Source organism: Bartonella sp. TT67HLJMS (genome assembly GCF_042193375.1).
In the GTDB taxonomy this organism is placed as follows: domain Bacteria; phylum Pseudomonadota; class Alphaproteobacteria; order Rhizobiales; family Rhizobiaceae; genus Bartonella; species Bartonella grahamii.
In genome coordinates, this window is sequence record NZ_JBHILP010000003.1 from 49681 (window position 1) to 67892 (window position 18212).

Here is an 18212-nt window from a genome sequence, read left to right on the forward strand (position 1 = left end):
CTATATGAAAAGCGTTATCTATGTGCAATAAAGCATTTAGCTATAGTGTGTATTTAAGAATGAGAAAAAACATCAATTTTTCTCTAAAAAGACTTCATATGATGAACCTTGGCTTGGCAAGGATTATTTTTTGTAAAAGATAAAAAAAATCTCTTTAATTTGTCAAATGTTGTTTTGATGTATAAGGATATCAAAAGCTTTTTGTGCGTGTTTATTTTAGGAAAAAGTACGTTGATAATACAATGAAGAACACTTGTATTATTTTTTCCTATTGCTTTATTGAGTACTGAGAAACAAAATTAAATAATAAAATGAAAAGTGAAATTATGAAAACCACAACACATTATGAGCTGTTTATCATTGGGGGAGGGATAAACGGGTGTGGATTGGCAAGAGATGCAGCAGGACGCGGATTTAAAGTGGGATTGGCTGAAATGAACGATCTTGCATCTGGGACCTCAAGTGCGTCAACAAAGCTTATTCATGGTGGGCTTCGTTATCTTGAACATTATGAGTTCAAGCTTGTTCGTGAAGCATTGAAAGAACGCGAGATCATTTTACGTATGGCTCCACATATTGTGCGTCCTTTGCGTTTTCTCCTTCCTTATCATAAAGAATTGCGCCCTGCTTGGATGTTGCGTTTTGGACTTTTTATTTATGATTATTTAGGGAATTGGAATCAGAAATTATGGCGCAGTAAAACAATTAATTTTTCAAAAAAATTTTGCTCTACACTGAAGAAAGAATATCAGAGAGGTTTTGAATATTCTGATGCAAGAGTAGATGATGCGCGTTTAGTTATTGGCAATGCTCGTGATGCAGAAAAGTGGGGAGCTGATATAAAAGTACGAACAGAAGTTCTCTCTTTAAAAAAAGAAGACAATAAATGGCGTATCGTTCTTCAAGACAAGTTAACTAGTAAAGAATATAGTGTCACAGCTTCTTATGTCGCGAATATGACAGGACCTTGGATTGATCATGTTTTGGCAAGCATATTAGACTGTAAAGAACATCCACCAGTACGACTTGTTAGAGGTTCTCATATTTTGGTTCCCAAGCTTTATACTCATGATCGTGCTTATATTTTTCAAAATGGTGATGGGCGTATTATATTTGCTATTCCGTATCAAGAAGAATTTACCTTGCTTGGAACAACAGATTGTAATTATCAAGGAGATCCGGCTGACGTTCATATTACTGATACAGAAATTGATTACATTTGTGCAGCAGCCAGTGAATATTTCATACAACCAGTGTTGCCTGAAACAATTGTCTGGTCTTACTCTGGAGTTCGTCCACTCTATGATGATGGAGCTTCAAAAGCACAAGAAATTACGCGCGATTATGTTTTAAAAGAAATGGGAACAGGAACAACACCAAAGATTCTTAATCTTTACGGAGGAAAGATTACAACTTATCGTAAGTTGGCTGAAGATGCGATGAAATTTGTTGAAAAAGCTCTTGGTAAAAAGGGAGCGTCATGGACGGCTAAGACAGTACTTCCAGGGGGTGATTTTCCCTATAATCAATTAGATATAATCGAAAATAAGATTGCTCTTTTGATGCCAGATTTAGATGCTTTTACACATCGCAGACTTGCACGCTCTTACGGTACGGAAGCATTGGTGATATTTGCACATGGTAAGGCAAATAGAGGAAAAAATTTTGGACATGGGCTTTATGAAGTAGAAGTAAAATGGTTGATGGAAAAAGAATGGGCTAAAGCATGTGAAGATGTGCTATGGCGTCGTTCAAAACTTGGTCTCCTATTTAATGAACAAGAGGTTGATACTCTTTCTTCCTATATGCAAAGCCAACAAGAGATTGAACAACGTTTATGATCATTTCATTTTACAGATTTTATCTGCAATATTGTAAAATATTTCTCTTCAAGAGATACTGGTGTCAGTCATACATATTAAAAAGACAATGATTTTCTATACCCTAATTTTAGTTTTTTTTGCAAGAATCATAAAATGGCAAAATTAGATAGAATATTTAGGATCAACTTTATCTATCTTATAAAGTGAAATCCAAGAATATTACCAAGAATTACTCATTGAGAAAAACTGATTTATAATTAGATTCGTGTAGAATAAGGATTTTTGTTCTTTCTTGAGGAGAAAATAAAAGTACCTTCTGTAGCATTTATTTGCACAATAAGTTAAAAAATCTAAAGAAAATTAAATCTATTATGAAAAATTGTACAATGTTTTAGTTTATCGTTCATTATCTTAAACGCTGTGCTAAATCATGTAAGGATAGAGGCTTGATGAGCGTAAGAAGAACTTGTAAATAAGTTTTTTATATTATAGTGAAAAATTTTTTCATGTTTATATACCTGAACGATAATCTATGAGAAATGCCATATTGTGTTTTATCATGATTGATTGTAGTAAATCGTTATATCAATTGAAGATAATGGGCTGTTATTATACTCATGATAGTATAAGGGAATAAAAATTTCCGTAAACTAAAAGTAAGTATTTTTTTATGTATAAAGAGAGAGAGCTATAGGGATATGAGAGTAATACCCTCATGATATTTTACAACCTTCCATCGCCTGTAAAATTTGCAGTAGCACCAATGTTGGATTGGACAGACCGACATTGCAGGTTTTTTTATCGTCTTTTAACGAAAAAAGCACTCCTTTATACGGAAATGATGGTAGCAGATTCTGTCATTCATGGTGTTCGCGAACAATTGTTGGCTTTTAGCGATAAAGAACGTCCAGTTGCATTACAATTAGGGGGGGCAGATCCGAAAAAGTTAGCAGAAGCTGCACGAATTGCTGAAGATTTTGGCTACAACGAAATAAATCTCAATGTCGGTTGCCCATCAAATCGTGTTCAAGCAGGTGTCTTTGGGGCTTGTTTGATGCGACATCCAGACATTGTGGCAAATGCCGTGGAAGCGATGAAACGAGAGGTTACTATACCAGTAACTGTCAAATGTCGGATTGGAGTGGACGAACAAGATGAAGAGTTAGTGTTAGATCTTTTGGCTAATCAGGTTTGGAATGCTGGATGTGATGCGCTCTGGATACATGCACGTAAGGCATGGCTACAAGGATTGAGTCCGAAAGAAAATCGCAATATTCCGCCCCTTAATTATGAAAGGGTTTATAAATTAAAACGTAAATATCCCCATAAATTCATTGGGATAAATGGTGGAATTAAATCGATTGATGAGATCAAAGAACACTTAACTTTCTGTGATGCTGTCATGCTTGGTCGCCAAGTTTATCATGATCCATCTTTGTTAAAACATATTGATTTTGAACTCTATGATGAGGCTCAAAATAATCTGAGTGAGAGTGATCTTATTGAGGTTATGTGTGATTATGCGGCTCGACATATTGCATCGGGAGGGCGGCTTTCTCATGTGACGCGTCACATGATTGGTTTATTTCATGGACGGGGTGGGGCACGTCGATGGAGGCAAATATTATCAAATGACGCAACAAAACCAAATGCAGATATATGTATTTTAAAAGAAGCTTTTTACGCTCTCATTTAATAACAGCCTGACAATTAACATATGTTAAAGTTGAGATCCTTTGTGTTTTGATTTCTTTATGATCATTTTGATCCCTTCGATTTTATAAGTTTCTGAAAGTTTGCAACTTTTGTTATAGAAGGAATGTTAGAATTTATATATTAAAAAACATGCTGATTGCTCCTATTTAATAGAGAAATAAGTTAAGAGCATAACGTAAAAATAGTAATAACATATTGATAATATTTTAAATCTTTCATGTTCGTTATTTGATTAGAAAATAGAATATAGAAATCATTGCTTTCATAATATTTAACGTTTTAAAAGCACTGTTTAAAAAAACAATAAATTATTCATATCCTGTGTATATGACGTGATTTTCATAAACATTGTAGATTTTAAAAGGTATCCTTATGACCGCTAGTCCATTTGATGATTTTCGTGCTTTGCTTACAAATTTACCTGTTGCTGATGAGTTTTCTATAATCTTGGCAAAAAAACGGCAAAAAAACTTAACAAAAGAGCAAGGAACATTGGGAAAACTGGGAGATATTGCTGTTTGGTATGCGGGATGGAGGGGTACAGAAAAACCTATTGTAACGCGACCTTTGGTCGCTATTTTTTCTGGAAACCATGGTATAGTAGAAGAAAATGTTACACCATTTCCACAATCTATGACACAAAAGATGGTGCAAAATTTTGCATCTGGTGGAGCTGCTATCAATCAAATTTGTATTGCTTATGATCTTGGATTAAAAATATTTGATTTAGCATTGGAATATCCAACAATGAATATTACGAAGGATGCCGCAATGGATGAGCGGAGTGCAGCTGCTACAATGGCATTTGGAATGGAATCCATTGCGGGTGGGACAGATCTTTTATGTATTGGAGAAATGGGAATTGGAAACACAACAATAGCTTCAGCTTTATGCTTAGCATTGTTTGGAGGAGAAGTGGAAGAATGGACAGAAAATGGCATGGAATCAGAAGATGATTTTTATCAGCGTAAAATCGCAGCGGTCAAGAAAGCCATTTCTTTACATAAGGATTATTTTAATGATCCTTTTGAGATAATGCGTCGCTTAGGAGGACGTGAAATTGCTGCTATGGTTGGTGCTATTTTAGCAGCAAGAATAGAAAAAATACCCGTGATCTTAGACGGTTTTGTGGCAACAGCAGCTGCCGCGGTCCTTTATAAAATGCATCCAAAAGCTCTTGATCATACCCTTGTTGGACATGTTTCTTCTGAGACAGCTCATCGTAAACTTTTAAAAAAAATTGGCAAAGAACCACTTCTGGATCTGGGGATGCGTCTTGGTGAAGGGACAGGAGCAGCTATGGCAGCTGGTATTGTCAAAGCTGCTGTTTTAACACATGCACAAATGGTGGTTTTTTAACAAGAAAGTTTGAATGCCTAAAAGATAATGAGGCGATCTAAAAACTCTTAAGAGTTTTGTTCATGCGTTTTGTCGTGTAATTTAATATAATTAAGTGGAAGTTCCGTTGTATATTTAATCTGTTCCATTGCGAAAGAAGATGAGACATCACGGATGTCAATTTTAGAAATTAATTTTTTATAAAAAAGATCATAAGCTTCAATGTTGGGCACAACAACACGCAATAAATAGTCAATATCTCCACTCATTCGATAAAATTCAATGACTTCACGGAATTCTTGTACAATTTTTGAAAAACGCTTAAACCATTCATGACTATGTGTGTTTGTGCGAATAGACACAAAAACAGTGACATGCGCATTTACTTTTTCTGGAGAAAGAACGGCAACACGACGTTGAATGACGCCATCTTCTTCAAGTTTTTGAATTCTACGCCAACAAGGAGTGGTAGAAAGTCCCACTTTTTTAGCAATATCAGCAACAGAAAGTGTCGCATTTTCTTGCAAAAGATGTAAAATTTTTCGGTCAAGACGATCCATATTTTTTCTCAGTATTTTAATTTATAAAAATTTACGCACTAAACTACGCAGATATACAATAAGCTCATCGTTAAACCATGGGTTTTTCTGTAACCAAGAAGTATTTCGCCATGATGGATGAGGCAAAGGCATAACATTATAGCCTTGAGGTTGGGGGATGGAAAGAATATTTCTCCAATCACTAACGGTTGCTGAAACAGTTTTATGTTTTAATTCTGTAATATGCCACTTTTGCGCATAACTGCCAATAGCAAGAACAAGCTTTATTTGAGGCATCGCTTGAAATATCTTTTCATGCCATATTTCTCGACATTCACGCCTTGGTGGTAAATCAGCTTTATTGTTGTCGTAACCTGGAAAACAAAATCCCATAGGAACAATAGCAAAAAGAGATTTGTTATAAAATTCCTCTTTCGTTACCCCCAGCCAATCACGCAGCCTTTTGCCAGAGCGATCATTAAAAGGGATAGAAGTTTCATGGACACGCAATCCTGGTGCTTGTCCTGCAATTGCAATCGAAGCCGTATCGGATAAATAAACGACGGGATTTGGTTCGTGAGGAAGAGGAGGAAAATAATGTGGTTGTTGGATACAAACACGACAGGAATAGATTTTTTTTTCAAGTTTAATAATCTGATTACATCGTTTCATTGGTCAATGAAATTAAAAAATATTTTTCTTATTCAGTGCGAGGATTTGCTTTGCGCCATTCTCGCGGTCGTTGAAAACTTGATGCCCATATTCCTTTCTTTTTCTTTCTAGCTTCTTGTTCTTCTTTAGGGTATTCATAATAACTTACAGCCCAACCATTATGTACAAGCGTTGCATTGATATTGCTAACGTGTTTTGTTTTACATGTTGCAAGAACACGACTGTATTGGTCTGTTTTATGCCAGTGACATGTAACAGTTTGATTGTCTAGTAGTTGTTCTAAATATTTTTTAGCCTCAAGTCCACAAGGGTAGCGTTCCTTCTTTTTTCCACAAAATTGGTGGAGTTCAGGAGCATCAATTCCAACCAGTCGAATCTTAATTGAAGAAATCATGATAGAATCGCCATCAATAATTACTGCGTTTCCTTTAACAGAGTTTTGAGAAGAAAACTTTTCTTTTTGAGGCAACGGCTGATTCTGCTTAAAATAAATTGACATAAAAATAAGAATGCTAGCAGCAACAAAAATATTGAAACCAGTGATTTTTTTTAAGCTCCTTAGATTAAAATGAGAAATTTTTTTCATGAAACCAAGAAACTGCTAACATTATTATAATGCACTCTATTTTAGTATTGCTTATAATTCGTTCGAGAAATTTTATTCATATGACGAAACAATGTCTCGTTTTAATGACAAAATTTTCGTTAGATAATCACAATAATCAAATATTCATGTAGAATATATGTAAGCAACTTAAATAATAAATCAACTTATTCAAAACCGTACAAAACATACAAATTTTAAAGTAAACTTTTTAAACTTAAGGAAACAAAAAACATCCCTCAAAAAATAACTTTGAAGAGCAATATTCCCACATCTCTTTTGGAGTATAAAATCTATCAATTCAATGATAAGTCTATTTATTTAATTTTTGTTTCTTTAAATTCAACGTGCTTTTTTACAACTGGGTCATATTTACGCTTGCTCATTTTATCTGTCATTGTACGGCTGTTTTTCTTTGTTACATAGAAAAAACCGGTATCTGCAGTTGATAAAAGCTTGATCTTAATGGTTGCTGCTTTAGCCATAATGTAAGAACCCTATTTATACTGATTATACTGAAAAAATATTATCTTGTTATCAAAACCTATTTCTGATGTCATCAGATTTTCCAGCAACACTACGGATGTTCTCAAAAAAGTCAAGAGCTGATTAATTTTCTCATAAGTTGGACAAACACCAGAGTGACATATAAACTAAAAAAAACAGCCATAGCTATTGAAAAACCGAAAGGATTAAAGATATCCATGGATTTTCCGATAACGGTCGGCCCGATAAGCATACCAATTCCATAGCAAAAAATAAAAGCAGAATTAGCAGCAGCAAGTTCTTGTCCCTTGAGACGTGCCCCTAGATGTGCAAGGCCGATAGTATAAAGGCTCGCTGATACACCACCAAGAAGGAACAGATCAAGCATCAGAATCCATGGATATTGAATGATCCATGGTACCATGAAAGTTCCCACAAAACCTAAGATAGCGCAACTTATCAGCGGATAGCGTCGATCTTTGGCATAATCGCTTATAATGCTGATAGGAATTAAGAGGAAAACATTTCCGAGCGCAAGGGTTGCTATAAATTGTGCTGCTTCATTCTCATTATAACCAATGGATAAGCTAAAGGGTGTAATAAGAGTTAATGCGCCCATTTGAATAGCACCGTAAACAAGTACTGCCATCATTGCGCTTGGAACGTGAAAAAGATAACGAAAAAATGGTGTATATTGGCTTTTTTGAAATTCTGGACTTAATTTCCAAGCGGCAAGAATTGGGATAGCAGCCAATATAATAAGACTATAACCAACAGCAAAAGGAATAAATCCTCGTGTTCCCACTTTTGCTAATAGTGTTGGACCTACCGCAAACCCTAATCCTAGGACAATAGCATAAATGGAAAGAACCAAACCACGTTTTTTAGGGGGAGCATAACTGTTGATCCAAAACTCTGACAGGATAAACATAACTGTCATAGTAAAATGTAATATAAACCTTAAAATGAACCAAACCCATATGGATTCAAAAAAATAGAATCCTAAAAAACTTAAAGATCCTATGGCCATCATAAATAATATCGTTTTAGAAATGCCTAAGCATAAGGCGATTCGAGAAGTAAAAATAGCTGCAACAATTGTGGCAAATCCACCAACAGTTCCACTATAGCCGATCATACTATTGGAAATACCTTTCTCTGCCATAAGAAGAGAGACAAGTTGTGTTCCTATTCCCAATGCTGTTCCAACGGTGCCAATAGTTACAATAGCTGCAATAATTGCACGCAAAGAATTGTTTTGAGAGTCAAAAGCTTTTTTTTTCATGAGAATGGCTTAAGGTACTTTTGTTGATTTAAACAATAAAAAGATGAGATGAAATGAAAGGGAGCCAAAACTATTCTTTGCAGTTTTTCTCATTCCCTGAGTATAAAAAACTGCAAAATTTTTATATGGTTATTATAGAGATAACAATAAAATTTATCCTCTTGTATACTAAAGAAAAAAGATTGTACACATAAAATAATAAAAATATTACATAATATAAGTCATTTCTTAACTTGAATTTATTCATTCTTTTATTATTCATGTTCTATTTAATGGAGGACAAGAAGCTTAATTTTTTCTTTTCCCATAAAAAGTATGCTTTTGTTTTTTTAATTTGTTTTTATGGTAGGATGTCGGTGAAAATTTTATTGGACGAGGTTTTGTTAAGAGTTCAAAGGATAAAGCGCCAGCAAAAGGTTGTACCGTTATAAGTTTTACTTCTACAACATCACTGAGCTGATAGCCTTTATGGCTACGCTGTCCTATAAGAACATGTTGTGCTTCATCAAAATGATAATAATCATTTTTAAGTGTAGAAATATGGACAAAACCATCTGTATTGAGTTTATCAAGTGAGATAAAAAGACCTGCTTTTGTAACTCCGGAAATGCGACCTGTAAAAATACGGCCGATTTTATTCGTTAAATAGTGAGCAACAAGCCGATCAATAGTTTCCCTTTCAGCCATCATTGCACGGCGCTCGTATAAAGAAATTTGCGTAGCAATTTCTGCAAGATTTTGTTCTTGTGTATCTGTTAATTGATCATTTCCTAATTTCAGCGTTTTAATGAGTGCTCGATGAATAATAAGATCAGCATAACGACGGATGGGGGATGTAAAATGTGTATAGTTATGTAGGTTTAAACCAAAGTGGCCGATATTTTTTGGATTATACTCCGCTTGAGATTGTGAGCGCAGAATAACTTGGTTGATCAATTCTTTTTGTGGTGTATTCGTCACTTTTGCCAGAATGCTATTAAGGCGCGCTGAGGTAAGTTCGCTTCCGCGGGAGAGTGGTATCCCCAAACTTTGAAGAAAGCTCCGAAGTATTTCTTGCTTAGCAAGAGAAGGTTTTTCATGAATACGATAAATGAGGGGCTGGTGATGTTGTTTTAATGTTTCAGAAGCTGCAATATTGGCTTGTATCATAAACTCTTCAATTAAACGATGCGCTTCTAATTGTGTTTCACTCACAACATCTTTTATGCATCCGTTTTGATCAAGAATAATCTTTTTTTCTGCAATTTCTAATTCTAGTGGTTGGCGACGATTTCGCGCAGCTTTAAGGCATGTATAGGCTTCCCATAAGGGTTGCAAAATGCTCTCAAAAAGAGCGGCTGTTTTTTCATTTATATTACCTTCAATTGCCAATTGTACTTCTTGATAAGAAAGCTTGGCTCTTACACGAATCATAGTACGATGAAAACTATGTTTTCGTTTATTACCGTTTGCATCAAAAATCATACGAACGGCTAAAGCTGGTCTTTCTTTTCCTTCACGCAGAGAACATAAATCATGAGAAAGGCGTTCAGGTAACATTGGCACAACGGTATCGGGAAAATAAACAGAATTTCCACGTTTCAATGCTTCTTTATCTAATGCGCTTCCTGTTTTGATATAGTAAGAAACATCTGCAATGGCCACAATAATAATCCAACCATCATTATTTGCTGGATCCTTATCCTTGGTTGCATAAACTGCATCATCATGGTCTTTTGCATCTGGTGGATCAATTGTAATAAATGGTAATTGTCGCCAATCTTCACGATTATCCATATTGGCAGCTTTAATATGTTTGACTTGCTCAAGAACACTTTCAGGAAAAATATAAGGAATTCCTTTCGAAAGAAGCGCTATCATTGAGAGTGTTTTTTCACTCTTAATATGCCCTAAAACATTCTTTATTTTTGCGCTCTTTAATCCGTAACCAGTATTTTTTTTAATTTCGACTTCAACGAGATCACCAATTTCAATCTTCATTTCTGGAGACATTTCAACAATGAGTTCATTGGTTTTGCGGTCTATAGGATCAAGGCGCCATTGATTATTTTCAAATTTTCGTACAACAGCAAATGCGCTTTTGGGAGATACATCAATTTTACGAATAATTCGTCCCGAATAAGGGGGGCTTGAGCTTTCAGAATTTTTATTTCGAAAAACTTTTACAAGAATATGATCTCCAACACCAATGCTACTTCCTTTTATGTGATGAAAAGAGTGTATTTCAATATTGGGCTTTGGAGAATCTTCCCATTCAAGAGGTTGTGCAATAAAACTCCCATCTTTATCACGTCCGCTAATTTTTACTAAAGTAACAGGAGGTAATTTTCCTTTGTTTATTGCTCTTTTGCGTTGTTTAGATATAAGATTTTGATCCTTTAACTCACGTAATATATCTCTAAGCCAAATACGGGAATCGCCTTTTAAGTTAAAAGCTTTGGCGATTTCTCGTTTACTTGAGTGGTTAGGATTCTTATTTATAAAGGAAAGGATTTCTTCCTTATCGGGAAAATTTTTCTCCTTGAATGAAGAGAGATATTTTATGTTTTTTTCACCTTTAGCCAAAATTTATGTCTCTTTTATTTTTGCTTTTGTTTTAGAAGAAGCTCTTTTTGAAGTTGTTTTTTTACTTGATGCTTTAGCCGATATAAGTTCTAATGCCTCTGGCAATGTTACACTAATGGGATCTTTATCTTTTGGCAATGTTGCATTAATTTTACCCCAATTGACATAAGGACCATAACGCCCGTTGCGTACGGTAATGGTTCCTCCTTCGGGATGCTCTCCTAATATTGCCAATGCTGCAGGTGTTGCTCTGCTTTGCTTGGTTTTGTTTTCTTGTTGCTCTGCCAATACTGTAACAGCGCGATTGATACCAATATCAAAAACTTCATCTGCATGAAGAAGGCGCGCAGATTTTCCGTTATGGCTAAGATAGGGACCATATCGTCCAATCGTAGCTGTGATTGTTTTTCCAGTTTCAGGATGAATGCCAATTTCACGGGGAAGGGATAGTAAGGCCAAGGCTTTATCAAGGGTTACGTTTTCTGCCTGCCATTCTTTTGGTAGTCCTGCACGCTTAACTTCTTTGCTTTCACCAAGTTGAATATAGGGACCAAACCGACCATTACGAAGAGAGATATCTTTTCCTGTTTCAGGGTCAATACCAAGGATAACAGGTTCATCATTGCGCACAGCTTCATTCTCTTCTCCAGTATCTGTACCGAGTTGGCGTGTGTACTTACATTCGGGATAATTAGAACAGCCAACAAAAGCACCATAACGACCGAGTTTTAATGATAATTGACCATTTTTACAAAGAGGACAGGAACGCACATCACTTCCATCTTCACGTTCAGGAAAGGCGAGAGGTGCTAATGTTACATTTAAAACATCAAGAACATTGGTTATACGGAGTTCTTGGATATTGCTAATAGATGCATTAAATCCATCCCAAAAATCTCGCAATACGTCTTTCCAAGAAAGTTTTCCATCAGAGATAAGATCCAGCTTTTCTTCAAGATCTGCTGTAAAACCATATTCTACATAGCGGTTAAAAAAATTTTCAAGAAAGGCTGTAACAATACGTCCCTTAGCATCGGGAATAAGCTTTCGTTTATCAATTACAATATATCCACGGTCACACAATGTCGCCAATGTGGAGGCATAAGTTGAAGGACGACCAATTCCTAACTCCTCAAGCTTTTTAATTAATGAAGCTTCAGAATAACGAGAAGGGGGCTCTGTGGTATGCTGTACAGATTCAACTTTTTCTTTTGTAAGTGCTTCACCAGTGTTTATTTGTGGTAAACGTGTTGTTTCATTTTCTTCATTATTTTCTTCGTCTCGTTGATCGGTGTAGACGGAAATAAAGCCATCAAAGCGAATAACAGATCCTGTTGCTCGTAGATTTGCACGGTTTTCTCCTTGCTGTGCTTCAATTTCAACAGTTGTGCGTTCAATTTCAGCAGAACGCATTTGGCTGGCAATAGCACGCTTCCATATCAACTCATAGAGCTTTGCTTGATCGCTATCGAGAAAATTACGGACTTGACTAGGATTGCGTTGAAAATCTGTTGGACGGATCGCTTCGTGTGCTTCCTGTGCATTTTTTGCCTTTGTTGAATAAAAACGTGGTTTTTCAGGAATATAGTCTTTACCGAAAGTTTCATGAATAACTTTTCGTGCTGAATCAATAGCCTCTGGTGCTATTTGCACACCATCGGTACGCATATAAGTAATAAGTCCTGCCGTTTCACCATTAATTTCAATGCCTTCATAAAGCTTTTGGGCAATTTGCATAGTGCGAGAAGCTGAAAATCCTAATTTTGAAGAAGCTGCTTGTTGTAGTGTGGAGGTTGTAAATGGAGGAAGAGGATTTCTCTTTGTAGGTTTTGCTTCAACACTGAGTGTATGATATTGGGCTTTCTCCAACATAAAGCGAATTTGGTCTGCTTGTTCTTGAGATTGAATATCAAGCTTGCCTATTTTTCGTTGATTAAACATTGTCAATCTTGCTTGGAAACTATCATTTCGGATGGTTTTTAATTGTGTTGTAACGGACCAATAATCTTCTTTGATAAAATGTTCTATTTCTGATTCACGATCACAAATAATACGCAAAGCAACCGATTGAACGCGTCCTGCTGAACGTGCACCAGGGAGTTTCCGCCATAAAACAGGTGAAAGTGTAAAACCAACGAGATAATCAAGTGCGCGACGTGCAAGATAAGCATCTACAAGTGATGTATCAATATCACGTGGATTGTTCATAGCATCAAGCACAGACTTTTTGGTGATGGCATTGAAGACAACTCTTTTAATAGGTTTATCTTTTAAAACTTTTTTTTGACGAAGAACATCCAGAATATGCCATGAAATAGCTTCCCCTTCACGATCAGGGTCTGTTGCTAATATAAGGCTATCGGCTTCTTTAACGGCTTTTGCTATTTCATTTAAACGTTTAGCGGCAGAAGAATCTATATTCCATTTCATAGAAAAATCTTGATCCGGTAAAACAGAACCATCTTTTGCAGGTAAATCACGAACATGTCCAAATGATGCGACAACTTTGTATTGAGACCCAAGATATTTATTAATTGTTTTTGCTTTTGCTGGAGATTCAACGATAACGATATTCATAATTTTACCCAAATATTGAAATAAAAAACTTTTTTATAAACGCCTTTTACGCGAATAGCTAATGACAATTGCTTAAGAGAACATAAAAAAATATTAGCCATATAAAAAACATGAATATTGTACAACTTATGATTGTTATTATTAGAATACACCCTATATAGAATTACACGATTTACTTTCCACTGTTATTACAAAAACATACGGCGAAATACTAAGATAACGTCTATTGAGAGGTAGGAGGGGAAATGCTCAAGGATAGAGGATTATGTTTATAAATCATTTAAAAGTTATCCAATATATTACAGACATGTCTAAGCAAATGAATCAGATGGCGCGTCAGGCGCATAGTCCGCTTTTAGCATTGCTTTTGGATATGGTTGCCAAAGAAGGGCAAAGCATTATTAATAGTGCTGAGGCTCTTGGGGAAGATCAAGATTCGACAATGACACACAACCACCAGAGTGTCGAATAAGCTTTCCAGCAAGGTCGAGTTCTACCAACAAGAGGTAGAGAGTTGGAAGTGAAACACCTGTGTGGGTACTGAGTGTGTCTAAATCGATTGGCGTTGTTGAAAGAGCGGAGAGAACTGCTGCACGTGCTGCATCATCACCTGCTAAAGAGGGGCTGCTGTTTTTTTCATCTGCTAAATTGAAATTCTCCTTTTCAAGTTGTAAAGAGGATGGTTCCTCAAAAAAATTGAGTTGCGAATTTGGAAGCGGTGAAATTAATGGCGTAAGTGTTTCTATGATGTCAGAAGGATGTGTGGTGAGTAGAGCACCGTCCTTGATAAGATTGTTTGTACCAACAGATCTTGGATCAAGTGGTGAGCCGGGAATGGCGAAAATTAACCGCCCCATTTCAGCTGCTTGACGTGCGGTAATTAAGGACCCTGAGCGCAGGGCTGCCTCTACAACCAAGAGACCAAGTGATAGAGCTGCAATAATACGGTTTCTTCTTGGAAAGTCGATAGCACGCGGCTTCCAAGAAATGGGCATTTCGCTGATGATGGCTCCACCGTTGGCGATAATATCTTCATGCAACTTTTTATTTTCAGGAGGATAGATATGATCAATTCCCCCAGCCATGACTGCAACAGTTCCTGTTTTTAAACTTGCTTGATGCGCAACGCTATCAATTCCACGAGCGAGCCCAGAAATTGTTACAAAGTCTGCTTCTCCGAGAAAACGCGCAAATTGAGCCGTAAGCTTTTTTCCCGCAGCTGAAGCATTTCGAGAACCTATAATTCCAATAGAAGTTTTTTGAAAAATTGAAACATTACCTTTGATAGCAATAAGCGGCGGAGGGGATTCTGTAACCTTAAGAAAAGCTGGATAATCTGGTTCTCCCATACCGATAAACCGAACACCTAATTTTTTAGCTTTTTGTATTTCTTTTTCTGCATCTTCTAAGCTTGCTATTTTAATAGATACAGAACCACCACCTTTTCTGCTAAGCTCTGGTAGCGCTGCCAGAGCAGCCTCTGCTGTTTTATAATGATCAATGAGATTGCGAAAACTCACTGCTCCAACATTTTCACTACGCAACAACCGTAACCAATTTAGACGTTGACGATCAGTGAGCAGGATTCCTTTATTTATCCCCGTTTTGAGTCCCAATCTTACTTTCTTCCCCAGTTAATAATCTACCGATATTTGCGTAATGCTTTATATACACAAATATGCTCATCACAATCAGCATAAAATAGAAATAAGGATCGGAAAAGTAAAAAACAAATATCGCAGTTATAACAACAGAAATGAGTGCGGATAATGAAGAATAGCGTGTGAGGAGAAAAATCGTTATCCATACAATAATAAAAATAATTGCTGCAGGCCAATAGATTCCTAAGCAGACCCCTAGATAGGTAGCAACACCTTTGCCGCCTTTAAATTTAAGCCATATGGGGAAAAGATGTCCTAAGAAAACAAAAAAACCTGCTAGAGAAACAAGGATACTATTGTCTAGCGGATCACTAAAAAACTTTATAACGAAAACAACGATAGTTCCTTTCAACATATCACAAAGAAGTGTTAGAGCAGCAAGTTTTTTATTTCCTGTTCGTAAAACATTTGTAGCTCCAATATTGCCGGAACCAATTGTTCTCACATCGCCAAGTTTGGCTAATCTCGTAAAAAGAAGACCAAATGGAATCGAGCCAATGAGATAAGATATGAGGAAAATAAACCATGGAGTGGACTGAAAAAATATTTCTGCTTCATTCATTAAGAATCTCATTAAGTTTGTTGATCAAGTTTAAAAACGGTTTTCCCTTTCACAAAGGTCTGGAGCACGCGTCCTTGAAAACGTGCATTCTCAAAAGGAGTATTTTTTGAACGTGAATAGAGCTTCTCTTTCGAAACAACCCATGGTTCTTCAAGATCAACCACAATAAGGTCTGCATGAGCACCTTTCTTCAGTGTTCCTGCATTGAGTCCAAAGAGCTTTGCAGGCGCCGTTGACAAAAGTTCAGTTATCCGTAGAAGAGATAGGCTCTCATCATGGTAAAGGCGTAAGGCTGCACTCAATAAAGTCTCCATACCAATAGCGCCAACCGCTGCGTCATTAAATGGTAAATGTTTTCTATCGTTACTCTGAGGATCATGAGAAGAGACAATAACATCTATAGTCCCATCCTTTATTGCTTCAATCATTGCTATACGGTCTTCTTCTGTACGCAATGGGGGCATTAAGCGAAAAGAGGTGCGATATTCACCAATGTCATTTTCATTGAAAGATAAATGATTAATAGATATACCCGCTGAAATTTTCTCACTGCGTTTTTTACCTAAACGAAGTGCATCAGCAGAGAGTGCTGTTGATATTTGAGCAGCATGATAGCGTGTTTGCGTTAATACTGCTAATCGCAGATCCCTTTCAAGTGGGATAACTTCTGCTTCGCGGGGGATGCCAGAAAGACCAAGCCAACTGGCGAGCAGTCCTTCATTCATCACACCTTGTCCTGTAAGATCTTTATCTTGCGTTTCATGCATCAATGGAACATCAAAATCACGCGCATAAGTCATTGCACGTCGCATAACAGATGAACTTTGAAGCGTTTTTTTTCCTTCACAAAAGGCAACAGCACCTGCATCTTTTAGTAAGCCGAATTCCGCTATTTGCTGTCCGTTGAAGCCTTGTGTGATCGCAGCAACGGGATAAATATTGACCGATGACTTTTCTTGTACTGTATGCCTAATAAATTCAACAAGTGCCACATTATCAATGACTGGATGCGTATCTGGCATTATGAGGAAAGAAGTAATACCACCTGCGGCGGCGGATTGACTTGTTGATGCGATTGTTTCACAGTGTTCATTCCCTAATTCTCCAACAAAAACGCGCGCATCAACAAGGCCAGGGAGAATTGCTTTGTTTTGTGCGTTAACAATTTCTGCTTCTTCTGGGAAACCCTGATTCAGAGCTTCTTTTCCAGCGGCTATAATCCGTCCATTTTCAACAATAACTGTACCAATTTCATCGATTGCGCGCGAAGGATCAATAATACGAGCATTTTGAAAAACAATTGGTTTTATCATTTTTTTTCTCCACTGATCTTTGCGCGTGAATCTAATAAAGCCTCCATGACAGCCATACGCACTGCAATTCCCATTTCTACTTGTGTATGAATCATACTTTGTGGTCCATCTGCTATGTCAGATGCAATCTCTACACCACGGTTTATTGGTCCAGGATGCAGAATAATGGAATCATTTTTGGCATAGGCTAAATTTTCTTTATGTAAGCCAAAATAATGGAAATATTCATGCGTAGAGGGAATAAAAGAACCTGTCATCCGTTCATGCTGTAAGCGCAACATCATGATAACGTCAGCATTTTTAAGACCTTCTTTCATCGTGTTAAAAACCTCAACACTCATATGAGCGATTTCTGCGGGCAAGAGTGTTGAGGGAGCAACAACACGAACACGAGCACCCAAAGCATTGAGACTCAGGATATTGGAACGGGCAACACGTGAGTGTAAGATATCTCCACAAATCGCAACAGTTAATCCTTCAATACGACCTTTTGCTCTTTTAATGGTTAGAGCGTCTAATAAAGCCTGTGTTGGATGTTCATGAGCACCATCACCTGCATTAATGACACAACAATCAACTTTTTGCGCTAATAAAGCTGCCGCTCCTGCACTGTTATGGCGAAAAACCAGTATATCCGGCTTCATCGCATTGAGAGTTGTAGCTGTATCAAGTAATGTTTCTCCTTTTTTTACAGATGAGTTGCCGATCGCAAGACTCATCACGTGTGCACCTAGCCTTTTACCCGCTAATTCAAAAGAAGATTGTGTTCGCGTAGAGGCTTCAAAAAAGAGATTAATTTGAGTCCGTCCATGCAAAGTAGATTTTATTTTATCAATTTTGTTAGAAAGGATAACATTTGCTTCTGCACGATCAAGCAATGTATTAAGATCTTGTACACTTAGATCTTTAATAGCTAAAAGATGTTGATGAGGGAAAAGTGGAAAAAAATTATCTTGAATCATAGCATTCTTCTTTATCTCTCTCTAAACAGGTTAAACAAGCATTTGTTTGAATATGATAAATGTTTCTTAACTCTAAAAAGACAAATAGTCTATGATATGAATGGTTTGA

Annotated in this window: 15 protein-coding genes; 4 read left to right on the forward strand and 11 right to left on the reverse strand. The window is 36.6% G+C overall.

Annotated elements, in window-relative coordinates; genetic code table 11:
* Positions 1 to 311: 311 nt before the first annotated feature.
* The 3 genes from glpD (at position 312) to cobT (ending at position 4898) form a co-directional block, all read left to right on the forward strand.
* Positions 312 to 1841 (forward strand): glycerol-3-phosphate dehydrogenase, encoded by a 1530-nt coding sequence (glpD, locus tag ACFIJQ_RS02465; protein WP_273787932.1) that lies wholly within the window; start codon positions 312 to 314, stop codon positions 1839 to 1841.
* Positions 1842 to 2538: 697 nt separating this feature from the next.
* A complete protein-coding gene (dusA, locus tag ACFIJQ_RS02470; RefSeq protein ID WP_375628366.1) occupies positions 2539 to 3519 on the forward strand; it encodes a tRNA dihydrouridine(20/20a) synthase DusA in 981 nt (326 codons plus the stop codon).
* A gap of 392 nt (positions 3520 to 3911) precedes the next feature.
* Entirely contained in the window at positions 3912 to 4898 is a 987-nt protein-coding gene (cobT, locus tag ACFIJQ_RS02475) for a nicotinate-nucleotide--dimethylbenzimidazole phosphoribosyltransferase (RefSeq protein ID WP_273787934.1), read from the forward strand.
* 47 nt (positions 4899 to 4945) lie between these two features.
* Here cobT and ACFIJQ_RS02480 read toward each other — a convergent pair whose 3' ends face one another.
* From ACFIJQ_RS02480 to topA, 7 genes are all read right to left on the reverse strand, one after another.
* On the reverse strand, positions 4946 to 5437 hold the full coding sequence (locus tag ACFIJQ_RS02480; RefSeq protein ID WP_015856433.1) for an Lrp/AsnC family transcriptional regulator: 492 nt from the start codon (positions 5435 to 5437) through the stop codon (positions 4946 to 4948).
* Positions 5438 to 5458: 21 nt separating this feature from the next.
* A complete protein-coding gene (locus ACFIJQ_RS02485; protein WP_273787935.1) occupies positions 5459 to 6088 on the reverse strand; it encodes a uracil-DNA glycosylase family protein in 630 nt (209 codons plus the stop codon).
* A 28-nt stretch (positions 6089 to 6116) separates the two neighbouring features.
* A complete protein-coding gene (locus ACFIJQ_RS02490; protein ID WP_273787936.1) occupies positions 6117 to 6674 on the reverse strand; it encodes a thermonuclease family protein in 558 nt (185 codons plus the stop codon).
* Positions 6675 to 7009: 335 nt separating this feature from the next.
* A complete protein-coding gene (gene rpmG / locus ACFIJQ_RS02495) occupies positions 7010 to 7177 on the reverse strand; it encodes a 50S ribosomal protein L33 (RefSeq protein ID WP_004864083.1) in 168 nt (55 codons plus the stop codon).
* Positions 7178 to 7290: 113 nt separating this feature from the next.
* A complete protein-coding gene (locus ACFIJQ_RS02500) occupies positions 7291 to 8463 on the reverse strand; it encodes an MFS transporter (protein WP_375628369.1) in 1173 nt (390 codons plus the stop codon).
* Between the two features lie 288 nt (positions 8464 to 8751).
* Positions 8752 to 11028 carry a ribonuclease R gene (gene rnr, locus ACFIJQ_RS02505; protein WP_375628371.1) on the reverse strand — a complete coding sequence of 759 codons (2277 nt, stop codon included), beginning with the start codon at positions 11026 to 11028 and terminating at the stop codon, positions 8752 to 8754.
* A gap of 3 nt (positions 11029 to 11031) precedes the next feature.
* Complete coding sequence (topA, locus tag ACFIJQ_RS02510; RefSeq protein ID WP_375628373.1) at positions 11032 to 13605, reverse strand: type I DNA topoisomerase; 2574 nt, start codon at positions 13603 to 13605, stop codon at positions 11032 to 11034.
* A gap of 265 nt (positions 13606 to 13870) precedes the next feature.
* Here topA and ACFIJQ_RS02515 point away from each other — a divergent pair, with 265 nt between their 5' ends.
* A complete protein-coding gene (locus ACFIJQ_RS02515) occupies positions 13871 to 14077 on the forward strand; it encodes a hypothetical protein (protein ID WP_005773510.1) in 207 nt (68 codons plus the stop codon).
* On the opposite strand, the gene dprA is transcribed toward ACFIJQ_RS02515, so the two are convergent.
* The 4 genes from dprA to ACFIJQ_RS02535 are packed head-to-tail and all read right to left on the reverse strand — an operon-like array spanning position 14007 to position 18103.
* The gene (dprA, locus tag ACFIJQ_RS02520; protein WP_375628375.1) at positions 14007 to 15221 is read right to left on the reverse strand and encodes a DNA-processing protein DprA; all 1215 of its coding nucleotides are present in this window, start codon (positions 15219 to 15221) and stop codon (positions 14007 to 14009) included. The genes ACFIJQ_RS02515 and dprA overlap by 71 nt on opposite strands.
* The gene (plsY, locus tag ACFIJQ_RS02525) at positions 15196 to 15828 is read right to left on the reverse strand and encodes a glycerol-3-phosphate 1-O-acyltransferase PlsY (RefSeq protein WP_375628377.1); all 633 of its coding nucleotides are present in this window, start codon (positions 15826 to 15828) and stop codon (positions 15196 to 15198) included. The genes dprA and plsY overlap by 26 nt, the downstream gene beginning before the upstream one ends.
* Before the next feature lie 11 nt (positions 15829 to 15839).
* Entirely contained in the window at positions 15840 to 17141 is a 1302-nt protein-coding gene (locus tag ACFIJQ_RS02530) for a dihydroorotase (protein WP_273787942.1), read from the reverse strand.
* Positions 17138 to 18103 carry an aspartate carbamoyltransferase catalytic subunit gene (locus tag ACFIJQ_RS02535; protein WP_273787943.1) on the reverse strand — a complete coding sequence of 322 codons (966 nt, stop codon included), beginning with the start codon at positions 18101 to 18103 and terminating at the stop codon, positions 17138 to 17140. The genes ACFIJQ_RS02530 and ACFIJQ_RS02535 overlap by 4 nt, the downstream gene beginning before the upstream one ends.
* Positions 18104 to 18212 lie beyond the last annotated feature (109 nt).